Origin of the sequence: Alcaligenes sp. Me129 (genome assembly GCF_050487245.1) — a bacterium.
GTDB lineage: Bacteria > Pseudomonadota > Gammaproteobacteria > Burkholderiales > Burkholderiaceae_B > Alcaligenes > Alcaligenes phenolicus.
The window spans coordinates 18,512-34,195 of record NZ_JBKQGX010000022.1 but is presented as its reverse complement, the minus strand read 5'-3'; the positions used below and the strand labels follow the sequence as shown (position 1 = coordinate 34,195).

Genomic DNA, 15,684 nt, shown 5'->3' with positions numbered 1-15,684 from the left:
AAATCCCCACTGTTTGCCATCGCCAAACAGTGGGGACAGATCGGCCCCCGTGCGTCTAGCACAGGCGCAGAACCTTGTTACTCAGCCTGCAAGACACCACGGCGCAACTGATCGCGCTCAATGGATTCAAACAAGGCTTTGAAGTTGCCTTCACCAAAACCATCATCGCCCTTGCGCTGAATGAACTCGAAGAACACGGGGCCCATCAAGGTTTCAGAGAAAATCTGTAGCAAGAGACGGCGGTGGCCGCCTTCCGATGTGCCATCCAGCAAAATGCCACGGCTTTGCAGTTCTGCGGTGGGCTCTCCGTGCGCAGGCAAGCGGCCTTCCAGCATCTCGTAATAGGTTTGTGGCGGTGCGGTCATAAAGCGCATGCCCATGGCCTTGAGCTTGTCCCAGGAGGCGATCAGATCGTCGGTCAGGAAAGCCACATGCTGAATGCCTTCACCATTGAATTGCATCAGGAACTCTTCGATCTGGCCCGAGCCCTTGGCAGATTCCTCGTTCAGAGGAATACGGATTTTGCCATCGGGGGCGGTCATGGCCTTGGACGTCAGGCCGGTGTATTCGCCCTTGATGTCAAAGTAGCGAATCTCACGGAAATTGAACAGGTGCTCGTAAAACTGGGCCCAGTAAGCCATGCGGCCGCGATACACGTTATGGGTCAGGTGATCGATCTCTTTCAGGCCCGCGCCCACGGGATGGCGATCCACGCCGTCCAGGTAAACGAAGTCAATATCGTAGATGGAGTTGCCTTCGCCAAAACGATCGATCAGGTACAGAGGGGCGCCACCAATGCCCTTGATGGCGGGCAGACGCAGTTCCATCGGTCCGGTAGGAATATCGACAGGTTGGGCACCCAGTTCCAGCGCGCGCTCGTAGGCTTTTTGCGCATCACGCACCCGGAACGCCATGCCGCAGGCCGAAGGGCCATGCTCGGCGGCAAAGTAAGCAGCGTGGCTCTTGGGTTCTTCGTTCAGGATCAGATTGATCTCACCCTGGCGATACAGAGACACTTTCTTGGAGCGGTGTACCGCCACTTTGGTGAAACCCATCATCTCGAAGACGGGTTCCATCACGCCAGGCTGGGGAGCGGCAAATTCGATGAACTCAAAGCCCATCAGGCCCATTGGATTTTCAAACAAGTCAGTCATAGCAGACTCCAGTTGCAATCAGGTAATCAAAGATGGCGTAAAAACGCCTTGAAACTTGGGCTTAAGCCTTGCAGGGGGGCGCGCAGGATACCCCACGCACACTGCGTGCCAAGTGATCACCAAACAACAATTGAAATCCCAGAAACCTCACAGGCTCTGCTCCAGTGGGCGGGAAGCCGAAATGCATTCCCATCGCCGACTTTTATTATCAGGGAAACAGGCCTTTTTTCGATATAGAGCATTACCCTAGAGGCTTAAACCACCTGCTCTAGCGCGCCAGCAGCTGTGGTACGGACGAGACCTGCATGGCAATGCCTGACAGGGTGAGCAAACTTAAAACAAGGGCTCTAAAAGTACTTTGGCTGATGCCCACATACAGGCGCACGCCCGCCAGCACGGGAATCAGCACAGCCAGCATCACCAGTCCTATAGACGGCAACATGGACGGCAGAATAGAACCAGAAGCAATATAGGCCAGCAAAGTTACCGACAAGGTTGCCAGATTGAAGTTTTGTATAACGGCGCGCTGTTCGTCTTTGGGCAGCCCGGTCATAGTAGTCCACAAGGTAGGAATCACCCCCGTCATGCCACCGAGCCCACCCATGATGCCGCCTATCAAGCCCGACACGGCATTGGCCAGACGGCTGCGTACCCGTACATGGCCCAAACGGCTGGACATCAGCATGATCGGGCACCAGATCACCATCAAGGTCCCTAGAAACGCCTTGAATACGGCTGCATCCAGAAAAGGCAGCAAATAGGTTCCCAAAGGCACACCAATCAGGCCACCGGCCAGAAACGGCAACAGGATCTGCCAATAAGAGGTACGCCGCCGGGTAAAGGCGGCAATCATCTGCCCTGTCCAGGCACCGCATACCGCCAGCACCGCCGCCAGTTGAGGCTCCAGAAACCAGGCCCAGCAGGACATGGCCACCATGCCAAAGGCAAAGCCCGACAAACCCTGCACAAAACCCGCCACAATGGCGCCAACAGCCACCGCCCAGTAAACCGACTCCATCATCCCCCGCTGCTCCTTGCCTGTAGACAAGCGACAGTATCTCTCTTTACGAATCGAGCGGGCAGAAAAAAGCCTCCACAATGGAGGCTTCCCAAACTGTTACCGGCGTCGGCCAAGACTGGCCAATCAGGCCTGGTTCAGATTGGTTCAGGCTGGGTCAGCAGCACGCAGATCACGAGGTTGGATCAGCGATTCGGCACGCAACACGTCATTCAGGGTCTCGGCATCCATCAAACCACGCTTGAGAACCACGTCACGAATATTGCTACCTGTCTGGAAAGCTTCGGCGGCAACCGAGGTAGCGGCTTTGTAACCGATGAACGGATTCAAGGCAGTCACCAGGGAAATGGAACGCTCGATATTGCTTTCCAGGCATTCACGGTTGGCAGTGATACCCACCACGCAGAACTGGGTCAGCGTGTCGCAAGCATTGCTCAACAAAGCCATGCTACGCAGCAGGGAGTGAATAATCACAGGCTCAAACGCGTTCAGCTGCAATTGACCGGCTTCAGCAGCCATGGTCACGGTCATGTCGGCACCAATCACTTCAAAGGCAACCTGGTTGACCACTTCCGGGATCACGGGGTTGACCTTACCGGGCATGATGGACGAACCAGCTTGCACAGCGGGCAGACAAATCTCACCCATACCAGCACGAGGACCACTAGAGAGCAGACGCAAGTCGTTGGACAGCTTGGACAGCTTGACAGCAGCGCGCTTCAAAACGCCCGACAGGTGCAGAAAACCGCCGCAATCCTGAGTGGCTTCGATCAAATCGTCAGAGACACGCAGTTGAACACCGGACAGATCGGACAAGGCAGCTACAGCCAACTGAGCGTACTCAGGATGGGCCGTAATACCGGTACCAATAGCAGTACCACCCAGGTTCACATCACACATCAGTTTGCGCGATTCTTTCAAGCGCACGATGTCTTCATTGATCATGGTGGCAAAGGCGTTGAACTCCTGACCCAGGGTCATGGGCACCGCGTCTTGCAACTGAGTGCGGCCAATCTTCATGTACGAGGAGAATTCCTCGGACTTTTTCAGGAAGGCATCGCGCAGACGTTCCATGGCGGCAAACAGCGGGTCCAGCGAACGGTAGGCAGCCAGGTGCAAAGCCGTTGGATAGACGTCGTTGGTGCTTTGGGCCATGTTCACATCTTCATTGGGGTGAAGATATTGGTACTCGCCGCGCTTGTGACCCATATGTTCCAAGGCCAGGTTACAAATAACCTCGTTGGCATTCATATTGGTCGAGGTACCTGCGCCGCCCTGAATCATGTCTACCACGAAATGCTCATGGCACTTGCCTTCTTGTACGGCCTGACAGGCGGCCACAATGGCGTCGTGCTTATCCTGCTCCAGCAAACCCAGTTTGAAATTGGCCTGAGCAGCTGCCTGCTTGACCAGCGCCAGAGCATTAATCAGTTCCGGGTAAGTTGAAATAGGCGTACCGGTAATGTGGAAATTCTCCTTGGCACGCAAGGTATGAACACCATAATAGACTTCATCGGGGACTTGGCGGTCTCCCAGCAAATCATGTTCGATACGGAACTGACTCATAATTCCTTCGTTTCCTTAATAACGATAGCAAGACTTTTTTGATACGCCTCATACTCGATCCCGGAGTACAAACGGAACAAAGCCCTACCATTTCTTGCGAACTTGGCAGGGGCTCGGGGACATGCTGGCAAATACCGCTAATAAGCTTTGGATAATGCTTGTATCCAATTCCGGAAAGCAAAGGCCCGTAAAAAACGGGCCTCTATTGCAATCCGCCAAGCGGGGTGAATGATCCAACCGCCTTTTTTGAAGGCATCGTCGAGCTCGGGAAGCGCTTTGAACATTGTAAACGCCGAGCGCTCACATGCGCGCCGTTTTGCGGTTTTTCTTGAGTTGGGCCGCCTTATCTTCCTGACTGGCAGTTGAAAACCAGCTTAATTTAGCGGTGTATCTCTGATATAGCTCGCTCATCATGCCTGTAACAAGAGTCTGGCGCTTTGAGCACGAGCGTTGCGCGCTTGCATCATTTTGATGCGTTTAAGCCATAAGACTCACAACACAGGATCAAAAATCATCCTCATGCTGCCCGGATTGGAAGTCCCGAAACCTTGCAGTTTGAGAAAAAAAAGAAGGCTAAAGAGTATACACAGGCTTTACGACTATTCTGTAAACCCATAGCCGCTTATACTGAAAAAAACCGGTCTTATTTTACTAAATGAAAATTCCTAATCAATAAAAGATGTTTAAATCAGTAAAAATGGAATTAAAAAATAAGATAAATTTCCACATTAAAAGCAGCGGCTCAGTAATAAAAGAAAGCAAACCCGTTTTTATTGGGTTTTATTGATTCTTTCTAAATAACTACTGCTCTTTGCCGCGCACTCCTTAACGGCACAGCACTATGAAATTACTCGATCTGAAATATCAAACTATCCTGAGCGAATCCCAACGCCAGGCCCACCCTAAAACCGAGGATATCGAACTGTGTTTACGCGTTCTGTCGCTGGCCTCCAGCATTAATCGCGCTTCCAGCTCTGTTCTGAACGAATTTGGTCTGTCCGAAGGACGTCTGGTTCTACTGTTCTTGCTTAGCCGCCAACCCTCTGGCCTGAGCCCCGCGCTATTGGCAGAACAAGCTGGCGTGACCCGCGCCACCATCACCGGCCTGCTCGACGGGCTGGAACAGCAGCAATTGCTGGTACGCCAGAACAATACCTCGGACCGCCGCGTGCTCACTGTTAAACTCACCGAGGCCGGACAAGAGTTGTGCGAGCACCTGCTGCCCTATTACATCGAGTGGCTATCGGGCGTATTTAGTCATGTGCCCCAAGACGTGCGCGAACGCTTGTCCAATTTGTTATCCAAAGCCCTGCAAGGCAACGACACACCGGAAATCAAAGTTGAAAAGCCTCTTTCGCACACCATCCCCGGAACCATGCAGCGCAGTTATATGGCTTAAGGCACAAACTCGCCTTGCCCCAGGGTCGACCTTGTCGTCAACCCTACACCGTCAAGGGTGGCAACCGTATCGGTGCCACCCTTTGTTTTCGTCCCTGCAAGGCTGAAACTTATGGATGCTGCTGTTATGGATGCCATGAAAAAATGGCCCAATGTGCCCGCTGTCAGCGGGTATATCTCTTTAGATCAGTCTGGTCATTGGCGTCATCACCCGGCTGGCGATGCTAACCAGCACCCAGGGCAAGTGGGCGAGCGCATTGCCCACCAGGGTTTGTTGGCATTTTTCAACCGTAATTATCAGGCGGATGAACAAGGCCGCTGGTTTATCCAGAATGGTCCGCAACGTGTTTATGTCCGTCTGGACGCGGCCCCACTGATTGTTTCCCTGGCCCAAGATCAAGCCCATTTGCAAGACCATACTGGCCGTCCCGTTGAAACTATTCAGGCCTGGTACATCAGCGCTGAGGGCAGGCTCTATTTGCGCACCCCCGCAGGCCCCGCCTTGTTGGCGGGCCGTGATGTTCCTGCCCTGCTGGAACAGTTACGCACAGACCAACACGGCCTGGAGAGTCTGGATCTGGAGCAAGCCCAGCGCAGCGAAGGCTGGTCCTTGCCCGCGTACCCACAAGCCTGTTCCCTGACAGTCTGGTCTTCCTGCGTGTCGCCCGCCGAGGAATTGGCGTATATTGTTTTGCCAAAGCCCGATCCCATTTGAACCGCCATCACAGAATCTGCATGACCCAGCCATCCGCCTCTTTCTATTTCCCCGCCCCACGCACGCAAAACTTCTGCAATCAATGTGGCAGCAAATTGACACGCCTGGTGCCCCCGGACGATAACCGCATGCGTGATGTCTGCGAAAATTGCGGCGCGGTGCACTACCAGAATCCCCGCAATGTGGTCGGTATTGTGCCCATGTGGAAGGACGATCAGGTCTTGCTGTGCCGTCGCGCCATCGAGCCGCGCTACAACACCTGGACCTTGCCCGCCGGTTTCATGGAGCTGGGCGAAACGCTGGGGCAAGGCGCCTTGCGTGAAATGGGCGAGGAAGCGGGTGCGCAAGTCGAACCCGGCCCGCTCTTTACCGTTATCAGCGTGCCTTACGCTGAACAAGTTCACGTGTACTACCTGGCCAAAGTCATCAGCGACGTGCTGGACCCCGGTCCGGAGTCCCTGGAAGCCCGTTTCTTCCACCTGGACGACATCCCTTGGGACAACCTGGCTTTTCGCACCGTAACCGCCACCCTGGAGCGTTACGTCGAAGACCACAAGGCAGGCCGCTTCCAGATTCACGAATTTGATATCGCCCCCCGCGACCACGGCTGATCATGTCGCTTGTATGGGTCGCTCCTGATCAGGCCCTGCCCAGCCCTGAACACGCCAGCCCCGAAGGGCTGGTGGCTGCCGGTCTGGATTTAAGCGTTCCACGCCTCCTGGAAGCCTATAGCCAGGGCATATTTCCCTGGTACAGCCCTGGCGACCCGGTTCTGTGGTGGTCTCCTGATCCGCGCATGGTGCTGGAGGTCGATCAATTCAAGATTTCCCGCTCCCTGGGCAAAAAACTGCGCCAGATTGCACGGCAGCAAGATCAGGACGACGCCCCTATCCGAGTCACCTGCGATCTGGCCTTTGAGCAAGTCATCGGCCAATGCGCCGCCCAACGTAGTGCCACCGGCACCTGGATCAGCCCGGATATTGAGCAGGTCTATACAGATTTGCACCACAGTGGCTACGCCCACAGCGTAGAAACCTGGATGGACGGCAAGCTGGTCGGCGGTTTGTATGGGGTGAATCTGGGCCGCTTTTTCTTTGGCGAATCCATGTTTGCCTTGCAAACCGATGCCAGCAAGATCGCCCTGGCCCATCTGGTGGAGTTCCTGAAGTTCGCGGGCATCCCGTATATAGACTGCCAGCAGGAGACATCGCATCTGGCCAGTCTGGGTGCCAGCCCCATCCCCCGGAAAGACTTTATGGCCGCCCTGACCTGGGCCAAAGATCAACCCAGTCCAGTCTGGCCGCGCGGGGCGTTGCAACTAGGCCTGCCCCCAGCTTGCTAGGCTGGCGCGAGCATCCCATAATGGCTCTATCACGCTTGGCAGAGTCGCATGAATTATCCCAAAGCACCCACCAGTCCCCAAACGCTGCAATTCTATTCCACGGCCAGCTATCGTTGCAGTTACCTGCCAGAGCAACAGGCACGCTCGCTGGTTGCCGCTCCTGCCCACCTGATTAACGACACGGTTTACTCCAAGCTGGTCCAGCAAGGCTTTCGACGCAGCGGCACCTTTACCTATCGCCCCTATTGCGACCAGTGCCGCGCTTGCCTGCCCCTGCGTTGTGACACCCTGCATTTTCAGCCCGACCGAGCCCAGCGCCGTGCCAAAAAACGCCACGGCAATCTGGTCGTACAAGATCTGCCCCTGCACTGGAATGCCGAACACTACGAGCTGTACCGCCGTTACCAGGCCAGTCGACACCCCGGCGCCGGCATGGACGAGGACGATCAGTCCCAGTACGCCCAGTTTCTGCTGGCCAGCCATGTCACTTCGCGTCTGCTGGAGTTTCGTGAGCCCGACGGTACCTTGAAAATTGTGGCCGTCATCGACGTGCTGCAAGACGGGCTTTCCGCTGTTTATACCTTTTTTGATCCCGACGACACCGGCAGTCTGGGCACCTACGCCGTGCTCTGGCAGTTGGACTATTGCCGTCAACAATCCCTGCCCTGGCTCTATTTAGGCTACTGGATCGAAGAAAGCCGTAAAATGGCCTACAAAACCCGCTTTCGCCCCTACCAGCTCCTGATAAAAGGTCGTTGGGAATGGCTGGCTTAACGTCCTCTTTTATCGATCCCCATGTCTGCCCTATTCAGCCTTTATCCCTTGGCTCGCCGGGTGCTGTTCAGTCTGGATGCTGAACACGCTCACGAACTGACTCTAAAATCCCTGCATTGCGCCCACCAAACTCCTATTTTGGGCAGTTTGCTGAAAGACCTGCCCAGCAAGCCTCTGGAACTGATGGGTTTGAAGCTGCGCAATCCTGTGGGTCTGGCCGCAGGCCTGGATAAGAATGGCGCGCATATTGATGCCCTGGGCGCACTGGGCTTTGGCTTTGTCGAAGTTGGCACAGTGACCCCGAAAGCGCAGCCCGGCAATGCCAAACCACGCCTGTTCCGCTTGCCTGAAGCCAATAGCCTGATCAATCGTTTTGGCTTTAACAACCACGGCCTGGATACCTTTATTGATAATGTGCGCAAAAGCCAGTTCCGCTCGCAAGGCGGCATTCTGGGTCTGAACATTGGCAAAAACGCGACTACCCCCATTGAGCAGGCCGATCAGGACTATCTGACGTGTCTGCGTGCGGTCTACCCCCACGCCGATTACGTTACTGTGAATATCTCCTCACCCAACACGCAAAATCTGCGTGCGCTGCAGGCTCAGGATGAACTGGCCCGTCTGCTCGGTTCCTTGCAAGCGCTACGTACGGAATTGGCACAAGAGCACCAACGCTATGTGCCTATCGTGGTGAAAATCGCTCCTGACCTGGATCAATCGCAAATTGATGCCATTGCGGACACCGTTCCCTCGCAAGGTCTGGACGGCATTATTGCCACCAATACCACCTTGTCGCGCGATGCCGTACACGGTTTGCGTCACGGTCAGGAGCAAGGCGGTTTGTCCGGCCCACCCGTGCACGAATTATCCTTGAACGTCATTCGTCGTCTGCGCGAGCAACTAGGCCCCGACTTCCCGATTATTGGTGTGGGTGGTATTGAATCTGGCCGTCAGGCTCAGGAAAAGATCCAGGCCGGAGCCCAAGCAGTACAGCTATATACCGGCTTGATTTACAAAGGCCCCGCCCTGATCTCCGAGTGTATTCGCGCCCTGTAAAACGCATCGTGCCCGCGTGACGCGGGCACTAGCATTCTGAAGCAAGTTCACTACTGGCGCGGCAAGCAAGAAAAAGCCAGCTCGATGAGCTGGCTTTTTCTTTAGCGCCTGATTAAATCAGACCAGCAAAGACTTACTTCTTGCTGGTAGCAGCCGTTGCCGCAGCGGCAGCCGCTTCAACGGTTTTATTGCTGGCTTCGGTGACTTGAGCAGCAGCTTTCAGGCTGGCGTTAGTAGCAGCCTGGATGTTGCTTTCAGCAGCATCAGCAGCTTGGCGAGCAGCCTTGACAACGGTTTCAGCCGCGTTGGAAGCCGTGGCGAAGGAAGACTTCAGCAAAGCAACAGCGCTTTCGGTACCGGTAGGTGCGTTTTTGGCCAGCTGGTCGATAGCGTCAGCAGCGTGCTGTTGACCTTGAGCCAGTTGAGCTTCAGCGATGCGCGACAGGTTCAGTTGCAGATCGGAGAAGATGTCGTAAACGCTTTTGCCGTATTCCAGAGCCTGGGCAGCATTAGGCTTGGCCACGCTTTGCGACAGGGCCACAACGTCTTGCACGTCTTTGGCGTTGATAACTTGCTGGGATTGGCCAGCCGCTTGTTCCAGCGAGCTGCGCAGCAGATTCAGGTTCAGACCAACCAGCTTTTCAAAGCCTTGCAGCAATTGACCTTGAGCAGCGAACAGGTTGTTCAAAGTAGCTTGTTGGGATTCCAGTACGTTTTGTGGAATAGCACTCATGATGTTTTCCTTGGAGATACGTGGCCTGGGTCAAGCCAGCGTGAAATTAGTGTCAGTGTTACTAGACAAGGGTCTGAAGAAGGCCCGGCCCATTCGCAACTACGCAAGGCAAACCTTCTATGTTGCACCGCAACAATTCAACTTTAAGCGCTATCCAAAACAAAGTCAACGTAATTTGTTGCGCTGCAACAAAACCGTCATGGACTTGTAATCAAGACTGGAAAAACAACACTAAAACACAGACTTAACGCTGTTTGTCGTATCCCAGCGTTTCGGAAATTTTAGCGGCGGTATTCAGCAAAACGGGAATCCAGTCGTCGTGCAAACGCTCGGCCGGAGCAGATAAAGACAGACCGGCCAAAAGCTTGCCGGTGTCGTCATACACACCAGCCGCAATACAGCGCACACCCATCTCCAGCTCCTCGTTATCGCGGGCATAGCCCAGACGACGAACTTGCGCCAATTCGCGCTCCAGCAATTCCAGTTGAGTAATGCTGTTACGAGTCGCACCGGCCAGGCCAGTACGCATGACGTAGGCCCGCACCTGACGCGGTTCCCAGGAAGCCAGAAACAGCTTGCCGGTCGAGGTCAAATGCAAAGGTGCATGGCCACCAATGGCGCGCACCACCTGCATACCCGAGCTCTCGCTCCAGGAACGTTCCACATAGACAATTTCATCGCCCTGCTGCAAGGACAGATTCACCGTTTGTCCGGTGTACTTGTGCAGCTCGCGCATGGGGGCCAGGGAAGCCGCACGCACATTCAGACGGCCTTTAACCAGGGAGCCCAGCTCCAGCAAACGCATGCCCAGTCGGTATAAACCGCTGTCCACGCGCTCCACATAACGTCCCACCACCAGATCGTTCAGGATACGGTGAGTGGTTGAGGTATGCAGGCCAGTTGCAGCCGCCAGATTCTTCAATGCCACTGGCTCAGATTGCTTGGCCAGCTCGTCCAATAGAATCATGGCGCGTTCCAGAACCTGGATCGACATCTGACCACCATTGTTTGACGACGCGCCTGAAGGCGTAAAGGAATTTGTTGTCATTATTAGGAGAATTATGATGCAACGCAACAAATTCCATAATATGAAATGGTCGCGCGCTTGGCAAGCGCTATTTTAGCGCAGGGCTCAAGCTCCCGCCCAAGTCCAGCACCTGCTGGCGCAAATAGGCCAAGGCCTCTGCCGCCGGTTCCGGCTCCCCTTTAACGCCCAGATCAATATGTGGCTGTCCGCCCGCTTCCCCCACGCTGGGCAGGCTAAACGCTTTCACACCTGGCCAATTCAGCTCTACATGCTCCATGGCCGGCGTAATACGCGACTCTGGCAAGTTAAAGGCCAGGAAAGAGTGTTCGACTCGATGAGCCAGATGGTGCAGTTCCCGATAGCGAGTATCCAGCGTCCACTCCATCATGGGCCAGGCCATCACAGGAAAACCCGGCATGAAGGTGTGATTGTGAATGAAAAAACCGGGAATCTTGTTGTAGACGTTGGGCACAATTTCGGCACCCACCGGGAACACACCCATCTGCAGGCGCTGCTGGTTCTCGGGCAAGGACATATCTGCACTACCCACGCCATTACGCTCATTTTCAGCACAGCGCTCAGCAATCAAGGCTGCGGCCTCGGGATGCAGCTTCAGCTCCACACCCAAAGCCTTGGCCGCCGCCTGGCGGGTCTGATCATCCGGTGTCGCACCAATCCCACCACAGCAAAACACAATATCCGGCGTCGCAAAACTGCGCTGCAGGGTGGCGGCAATCGTATCCAGATCATCAGGGATGATCTGGGCGCCCCCCAGTTGCAAGCCCCTGGCCCCCAGCAGCTCGATCAGTTTTGAAAAGTGTTTATCGTAGCGACGTCCCGACAGGATTTCGTCGCCAATAATAATCAGACGAATAATGGCTTGATCCTTAGTTGTCATGGTCAATAAGCGTAGTAGAAGCCGCTGCTGCCTCGTGCTGGCGCAGGCGACGAAGATTTTCCAAAGAGAAGTGGGCAAATACCAGAGCCGAGAACACAGGCAAGACCAGCCAGGCCGGTGGAATCAGGTTCAAAAGGGCAAAGATCAGACCGATCAACCAGTACTGGCTATTCAGACGGGACCACAGATACTTGCGCTCTTGCACATTCGCGTGCTCAACCAGGGAATCCACCCGCAACATGCGCGTCAGGGCAAAAACCCACCACAGCACGGGCAAAATCAGCGCAAAAGGAGGAAAAATCCATAACGGCAAGGTGACCAGCCAACCCACTACAAACAAGGTTCCCACCCACACCGCGTTCCAGACGCTGTAGACCGTGGCATTGTGGCCTTGCTTGATCAGATCGGGATAGTCTTTCTGCTGCAAATGGCCCAGGACCAAAGGCATGACCAGCACAGCGGCAATAATCAGGCCCAACACACCGGCCAGAGGCAACAAAATGCCTAAAGCCAACAAGGGCGCCAGATACACTTTCAGCGAGAACAGGCCCAAGCCCACCAACCACTGATCCACGGATTCAAAGGCATTCCAGCCCCCCAGCAGCTCCAGCAACCAGGTCTGAATGGGGGTCCACAATAGCCAGCTCAGTAAAATCAGGCCCACAAACATGATCAGGAAAGGCATGACCAGGGCCACCAGCATGCGTGGCTGAAATTGCGACACCAAAGAACGCTTGAAGGCGATGGAGATGCTGGCCCAACCGCCAGCAGGGCCCGATCGCGATGGGGCAGACGAAGATACGGACATACTGCTCCTGCTAAGCAAAATCGATTACCCGAGTATCATAGACACAGTCGCTTCTTTTTGTCTGTATGAAATTATGGCCTTGTTCAACGCCCAACACGATCTGACCGCCCTGGCGGCCCACCTGCAAGCCGAACCCGATGCTTTGTTGATTGCCTGTTTCTGCGCCGAATGGTGCAAAACCTGTCAGCAATATCAACCCGCTTTTGAGGCTTTGGCCACACAGTTTCCCCAGGCTTGCCTGATCTGGGTTGATATTGAAGAGCAGCCCGAGCTAGTGGGCGATGAAGATATTGAAGATTTCCCCACGCTGCTGATCCAGAACGAAAATGGGACCGTTTTCTACGGTCCCATGCTGCCTCATATCGAACATCTGGAGCGTCTGGTGCACAGCATCTCCGAACGCAGCCCGGTCGTTGATGCCGGGCCTGGGGATTTGCGCGCCTTAGTAGCGGCCGCCGCCTAACAGCACACCCACCGAACGCTTGCGCGTTGTATTGGAAGGAGTCGTCACCGCTGGCTTGGGCGCAGCAGCGGTCGATGGCTCGTAAGGCTTGAGGAAAAACTCGTCCACGGGTGGCGTGTTCGACTGATACGAACGACGCTCACCACGCTCGTGACGGTTGGAACCGGAACGGGACGAAGCGGCAGCAGGCAGATCCAGCTTCAGACGTGGCACAGCCGTGCCAATCAGCTTCTCAATTTCTTGCAGCAAATGCTCTTCATCGGGAGCCATCAGGGCAATGGCTTCACCCGAGGCGCCAGCACGACCAGTACGGCCAATACGGTGCACGTAGTCTTCAGCGTTGTACGGCAAATCCACGTTGATCACGCAAGGCATACCGGCCACATCCAGACCGCGAGCGGCCACATCGGTTGCCACCAATACATCCACACTGCCGCTCTTGAAGGCGTCCAATACCTTCATGCGCTCCAGCTGGCTTTTATTGCCGTGGATGGATTCCGCCTTGATGCCTTCACGCTCCAGATAGCGGGCCAGTTGACCAGCACCAATCTTGGTATTGGAAAAGACGATAGTCTGGGTCAGCTTCTTGGTCTTGATCAGATGCGCCACGGCACGACGCTTCTCGTCCGCCGACATGGGGTACACCACCTGGGTGACTGTCGATGCGGTCGCGTTACGGGCAGCCACTTCGATCTCGACCGGATCATTCAGAAAGTTGCGGGCCAGCTTGCGGATTTCCTTGCTGAACGTCGCCGAGAACAACAGGCCCTGACGATTCTTGGGCAGCAAGGACACAATACGGTCCAGATCGGGCAGGAAGCCCATATCCAGCATGCGATCAGCTTCATCCAGCACCAGAATGCTGACCTGGCTCAAGTTGATCGTGCGCTGATCAATGTGATCAAGCAGACGGCCTGGGGTGGCGATGACAATTTCAACACCACGGCGCAGGGCCTCTTTTTGCGGACCAATATCCACACCACCGAACACTACCGTCGAGCGCAAGGGGACCGATTTGCTGTAGAGCGCAATGCTCTCGGCCACCTGGTCGGCCAGCTCGCGTGTTGGTGTCAATACCAAAGCCCGCACCGGGTGGCGGGCGGGCGAAGCGCTGGTCGTGGCGTGCGCCATCAGACGATTCAGGATAGGCAAGGAAAAGGCTGCCGTCTTACCTGTACCCGTCTGTGCTGCCCCCATGACATCACGGCCGGCCAGCACCACGGGAATTGCCTCGGCCTGAATAGGCGTAGGCTTGGAATATCCCGCCTCGGTAACGGCGCTTAATATTCCAGGGTGCAGACCGAAATCAGCAAACGTAAGGTCATTGGGGGTCGAAGGAGTTTTATCTGTCATGTACGCAAAAAGTCGGCTTGCCACCAGTGGCAAGCATTTGTAACAATCCTATTTTAACTTATGCCCGCCTGCCTCACAGCAGTCACGGGCATGTTAGTACTCGGTTCAGGATTTTATGGCATCACGGCACGTATCAGCCAGAACGCCACCATCCCGGCCACGATTACCCAAACAGCGTTACGGGTACGGATGAACACCAGCACAGCCACCAGGCTGGCCAGAGCTTTAATATCCAATCGGGGGGTGTCGCCGTAAGCCCAAGGCAAAAGTTCCGGGATAATGATTGCCGCCAGAGCAGCTACCGGAGCAAAGCGCAAGGCGCGCCGCATACGTTCGGTCAGGGGCAGCAAATCACCAAACATGAAATAGCCGGAGCGGGTGAGCAAGCTGCACAACACCAACAGGGCGATTGCACCCAAAACGTACCAATCATACTGCCAATCGCTCATCACCGTGCATCCCTATGCCGTTGCAGTTGTTCTGCCGCCACGCCAGCCAGCACTCCGCCAAGCACCGCTGCCACCAGCCCCAAACGCAGGGGCAGCGCCTGTCCGACCCATGCAATCACGCTGGCCGTAATCAAACAGGCCCACATGGCACGGTTGTTGACCAAGGGAATCAGGAGCGCCAGCAGGGCCAGAATGGCCGCAAACTCCAGCGACCAGGAAGGCGGCACATAGGCACTGAGCACAATGCCCGACAAGGAGGCAATCTGCCAGCTTAGCCAACCAGGCAGGATGATTCCCAGGTAATACCAAAGATGCTCGCGAGAGCCGCGCTCTTTGGAGTCGCCATACTTGGACATGAACAGCACAAACACCATATCACTGGTGATATAGCCCAGGCCCAGGCGTTTCTTCCAGCTCAGATGACGAAAAAAAGGCTGCAAGGCCGCTCCAAAAATAATGAAGCGAATATTGACGATGAACCCGGCAGTGAAAATCAACCACAAGGGCGCGTGGGACTCGATCAGCGGCAAGGCCGTCAGCTGGGCCGAGCCCGCATACACAAACAAGGTCATCAAGGTGGCTTCAAACCCGCTCAAGCCGGACTTGACCATGGCCACGCCCGTTACAAAGCCCCAGACCACAGTGGCAATCAAGGCGGGAATGAAGTCGATGAAACCGGCGCGCATGTGTACACGATCCTGTGCACTAGGCAACAAGGCCGATAATCTTGTGATGGCTGACACGCCGTCTCCTGATATGTGCTGCCCGCAAGCTGTAAACAGCGGCGGCAGCTTTGCTTATGATTTTTCTTATTCTAGAAGCAAAACCGAGGCACGAACATCTTGCTCTGTTGATAAGGTCAAGAAAAAACAGGCCGGGTCTTGCTACAATCGCTAGTCTACGCACGTAAAGTTCGGCACCGCCGTTGCG

18 protein-coding genes are annotated in these 15,684 nt (G+C 55.2%); 8 read left to right on the top strand and 10 right to left on the bottom strand.

The features are described from left to right. Window positions 1-77 precede the first annotated feature (77 nt). The 3 genes from hppD to aspA all read right to left on the bottom strand — a co-directional run bounded on the left by hppD (window position 78) and on the right by aspA (window position 3,738). The gene (gene hppD / locus ACLPGZ_RS17785) at window positions 78-1,154 is read right to left on the bottom strand and encodes a 4-hydroxyphenylpyruvate dioxygenase (protein ID WP_026484753.1); all 1,077 of its coding nucleotides are present in this window, start codon (window positions 1,152-1,154) and stop codon (window positions 78-80) included. Between the two features lie 268 nt (window positions 1,155-1,422). Next, window positions 1,423-2,172, bottom strand: coding sequence for a sulfite exporter TauE/SafE family protein (locus ACLPGZ_RS17780; RefSeq protein ID WP_429641788.1), 750 nt, complete (start codon window positions 2,170-2,172; stop codon window positions 1,423-1,425). A gap of 147 nt (window positions 2,173-2,319) precedes the next feature. Next, window positions 2,320-3,738 (bottom strand): aspartate ammonia-lyase, encoded by a 1,419-nt coding sequence (gene aspA, locus ACLPGZ_RS17775; protein WP_429641762.1) that lies wholly within the window; start codon window positions 3,736-3,738, stop codon window positions 2,320-2,322. 841 nt (window positions 3,739-4,579) lie between these two features. Between aspA and ACLPGZ_RS17770 the strand changes: the two genes are divergently transcribed. From ACLPGZ_RS17770 to ACLPGZ_RS17745, 6 genes are all read left to right on the top strand, one after another. Further along, window positions 4,580-5,137: a MarR family winged helix-turn-helix transcriptional regulator gene (locus tag ACLPGZ_RS17770; protein WP_021446953.1), complete on the top strand. Its 558-nt coding sequence runs from the start codon at window positions 4,580-4,582 to the stop codon at window positions 5,135-5,137. Window positions 5,138-5,248: 111 nt separating this feature from the next. Continuing rightward, window positions 5,249-5,851 (top strand): DUF2946 family protein, encoded by a 603-nt coding sequence (locus tag ACLPGZ_RS17765; RefSeq protein WP_239054579.1) that lies wholly within the window; start codon window positions 5,249-5,251, stop codon window positions 5,849-5,851. 20 nt (window positions 5,852-5,871) lie between these two features. Continuing rightward, complete coding sequence (locus ACLPGZ_RS17760; RefSeq protein WP_009460085.1) at window positions 5,872-6,462, top strand: NUDIX hydrolase; 591 nt, start codon at window positions 5,872-5,874, stop codon at window positions 6,460-6,462. A gap of 2 nt (window positions 6,463-6,464) precedes the next feature. Then, complete coding sequence (gene aat, locus ACLPGZ_RS17755) at window positions 6,465-7,193, top strand: leucyl/phenylalanyl-tRNA--protein transferase (RefSeq protein ID WP_203145519.1); 729 nt, start codon at window positions 6,465-6,467, stop codon at window positions 7,191-7,193. Window positions 7,194-7,241: 48 nt separating this feature from the next. Further along, window positions 7,242-7,967, top strand: coding sequence for an arginyltransferase (locus tag ACLPGZ_RS17750; protein ID WP_088450718.1), 726 nt, complete (start codon window positions 7,242-7,244; stop codon window positions 7,965-7,967). Between the two features lie 21 nt (window positions 7,968-7,988). Beyond that, complete coding sequence (locus tag ACLPGZ_RS17745) at window positions 7,989-9,023, top strand: quinone-dependent dihydroorotate dehydrogenase (RefSeq protein WP_429641760.1); 1,035 nt, start codon at window positions 7,989-7,991, stop codon at window positions 9,021-9,023. 133 nt (window positions 9,024-9,156) lie between these two features. On the opposite strand, the gene phaP is transcribed toward ACLPGZ_RS17745, so the two are convergent. Beyond that, window positions 9,157-9,756 (bottom strand): TIGR01841 family phasin, encoded by a 600-nt coding sequence (phaP, locus tag ACLPGZ_RS17740; protein WP_009460089.1) that lies wholly within the window; start codon window positions 9,754-9,756, stop codon window positions 9,157-9,159. Between phaP and ACLPGZ_RS17735 the strand changes: the two genes are divergently transcribed. Continuing rightward, window positions 9,755-9,967, top strand: coding sequence for a hypothetical protein (locus ACLPGZ_RS17735; protein ID WP_009460090.1), 213 nt, complete (start codon window positions 9,755-9,757; stop codon window positions 9,965-9,967). The genes phaP and ACLPGZ_RS17735 overlap by 2 nt on opposite strands. Before the next feature lie 33 nt (window positions 9,968-10,000). Here the strand turns inward: ACLPGZ_RS17735 and ACLPGZ_RS17730 are convergent, their stop codons facing one another. The 3 genes from ACLPGZ_RS17730 to ACLPGZ_RS17720 all read right to left on the bottom strand — a co-directional run bounded on the left by ACLPGZ_RS17730 (window position 10,001) and on the right by ACLPGZ_RS17720 (window position 12,489). Further along, window positions 10,001-10,750, bottom strand: coding sequence for an IclR family transcriptional regulator (locus tag ACLPGZ_RS17730; protein WP_035271925.1), 750 nt, complete (start codon window positions 10,748-10,750; stop codon window positions 10,001-10,003). Window positions 10,751-10,871: 121 nt separating this feature from the next. Beyond that, window positions 10,872-11,681 (bottom strand): competence/damage-inducible protein A, encoded by an 810-nt coding sequence (locus ACLPGZ_RS17725; RefSeq protein WP_035271923.1) that lies wholly within the window; start codon window positions 11,679-11,681, stop codon window positions 10,872-10,874. Further along, the gene (locus ACLPGZ_RS17720; RefSeq protein ID WP_035271921.1) at window positions 11,671-12,489 is read right to left on the bottom strand and encodes an EI24 domain-containing protein; all 819 of its coding nucleotides are present in this window, start codon (window positions 12,487-12,489) and stop codon (window positions 11,671-11,673) included. The genes ACLPGZ_RS17725 and ACLPGZ_RS17720 overlap by 11 nt, the downstream gene beginning before the upstream one ends. 73 nt (window positions 12,490-12,562) lie before the next feature. Here ACLPGZ_RS17720 and ACLPGZ_RS17715 point away from each other — a divergent pair, with 73 nt between their 5' ends. After that, complete coding sequence (locus ACLPGZ_RS17715) at window positions 12,563-12,952, top strand: thioredoxin family protein (protein WP_429641758.1); 390 nt, start codon at window positions 12,563-12,565, stop codon at window positions 12,950-12,952. Here the strand turns inward: ACLPGZ_RS17715 and ACLPGZ_RS17710 are convergent. From ACLPGZ_RS17710 to ACLPGZ_RS17700, 3 genes are all read right to left on the bottom strand, one after another. Next, window positions 12,932-14,305 carry a DEAD/DEAH box helicase gene (locus ACLPGZ_RS17710; RefSeq protein ID WP_026484744.1) on the bottom strand — a complete coding sequence of 458 codons (1,374 nt, stop codon included), beginning with the start codon at window positions 14,303-14,305 and terminating at the stop codon, window positions 12,932-12,934. The genes ACLPGZ_RS17715 and ACLPGZ_RS17710 overlap by 21 nt on opposite strands. A 113-nt stretch (window positions 14,306-14,418) precedes the next feature. Continuing rightward, entirely contained in the window at window positions 14,419-14,754 is a 336-nt protein-coding gene (locus ACLPGZ_RS17705) for an AzlD domain-containing protein (RefSeq protein WP_009460095.1), read from the bottom strand. Next, window positions 14,754-15,440, bottom strand: a complete 687-nt coding sequence (locus ACLPGZ_RS17700) for an AzlC family ABC transporter permease (protein ID WP_009460096.1) — start codon at window positions 15,438-15,440, stop codon at window positions 14,754-14,756. Before ACLPGZ_RS17700 ends, ACLPGZ_RS17705 begins: the two co-directional genes overlap by 1 nt. Between the last annotated feature and the right edge of the window lie 244 nt (window positions 15,441-15,684).

Coding starts and splice junctions, on each gene's coding strand:
- hppD (WP_026484753.1), bottom strand. CDS start 1,154: ATGACTGACTTGTTTGAAAATCCAATGGGCCTGATGGGCTTTGAGTTC.
- ACLPGZ_RS17780 (WP_429641788.1), bottom strand. CDS start 2,172: ATGGAGTCGGTTTACTGGGCGGTGGCTGTTGGCGCCATTGTGGCGGGT.
- aspA (WP_429641762.1), bottom strand. CDS start 3,738: ATGAGTCAGTTCCGTATCGAACATGATTTGCTGGGAGACCGCCAAGTC.
- ACLPGZ_RS17770 (WP_021446953.1), top strand. CDS start 4,580: ATGAAATTACTCGATCTGAAATATCAAACTATCCTGAGCGAATCCCAA.
- ACLPGZ_RS17765 (WP_239054579.1), top strand. CDS start 5,249: ATGGATGCTGCTGTTATGGATGCCATGAAAAAATGGCCCAATGTGCCC.
- ACLPGZ_RS17760 (WP_009460085.1), top strand. CDS start 5,872: ATGACCCAGCCATCCGCCTCTTTCTATTTCCCCGCCCCACGCACGCAA.
- aat (WP_203145519.1), top strand. CDS start 6,465: ATGTCGCTTGTATGGGTCGCTCCTGATCAGGCCCTGCCCAGCCCTGAA.
- ACLPGZ_RS17750 (WP_088450718.1), top strand. CDS start 7,242: ATGAATTATCCCAAAGCACCCACCAGTCCCCAAACGCTGCAATTCTAT.
- ACLPGZ_RS17745 (WP_429641760.1), top strand. CDS start 7,989: ATGTCTGCCCTATTCAGCCTTTATCCCTTGGCTCGCCGGGTGCTGTTC.
- ACLPGZ_RS17735 (WP_009460090.1), top strand. CDS start 9,755: ATGATGTTTTCCTTGGAGATACGTGGCCTGGGTCAAGCCAGCGTGAAA.
- phaP (WP_009460089.1), bottom strand. CDS start 9,756: ATGAGTGCTATTCCACAAAACGTACTGGAATCCCAACAAGCTACTTTG.
- ACLPGZ_RS17730 (WP_035271925.1), bottom strand. CDS start 10,750: ATGTCGATCCAGGTTCTGGAACGCGCCATGATTCTATTGGACGAGCTG.
- ACLPGZ_RS17725 (WP_035271923.1), bottom strand. CDS start 11,681: ATGACAACTAAGGATCAAGCCATTATTCGTCTGATTATTATTGGCGAC.
- ACLPGZ_RS17720 (WP_035271921.1), bottom strand. CDS start 12,489: ATGTCCGTATCTTCGTCTGCCCCATCGCGATCGGGCCCTGCTGGCGGT.
- ACLPGZ_RS17715 (WP_429641758.1), top strand. CDS start 12,563: ATGGCCTTGTTCAACGCCCAACACGATCTGACCGCCCTGGCGGCCCAC.
- ACLPGZ_RS17710 (WP_026484744.1), bottom strand. CDS start 14,305: ATGACAGATAAAACTCCTTCGACCCCCAATGACCTTACGTTTGCTGAT.
- ACLPGZ_RS17705 (WP_009460095.1), bottom strand. CDS start 14,754: ATGAGCGATTGGCAGTATGATTGGTACGTTTTGGGTGCAATCGCCCTG.
- ACLPGZ_RS17700 (WP_009460096.1), bottom strand. CDS start 15,440: ATGCGCGCCGGTTTCATCGACTTCATTCCCGCCTTGATTGCCACTGTG.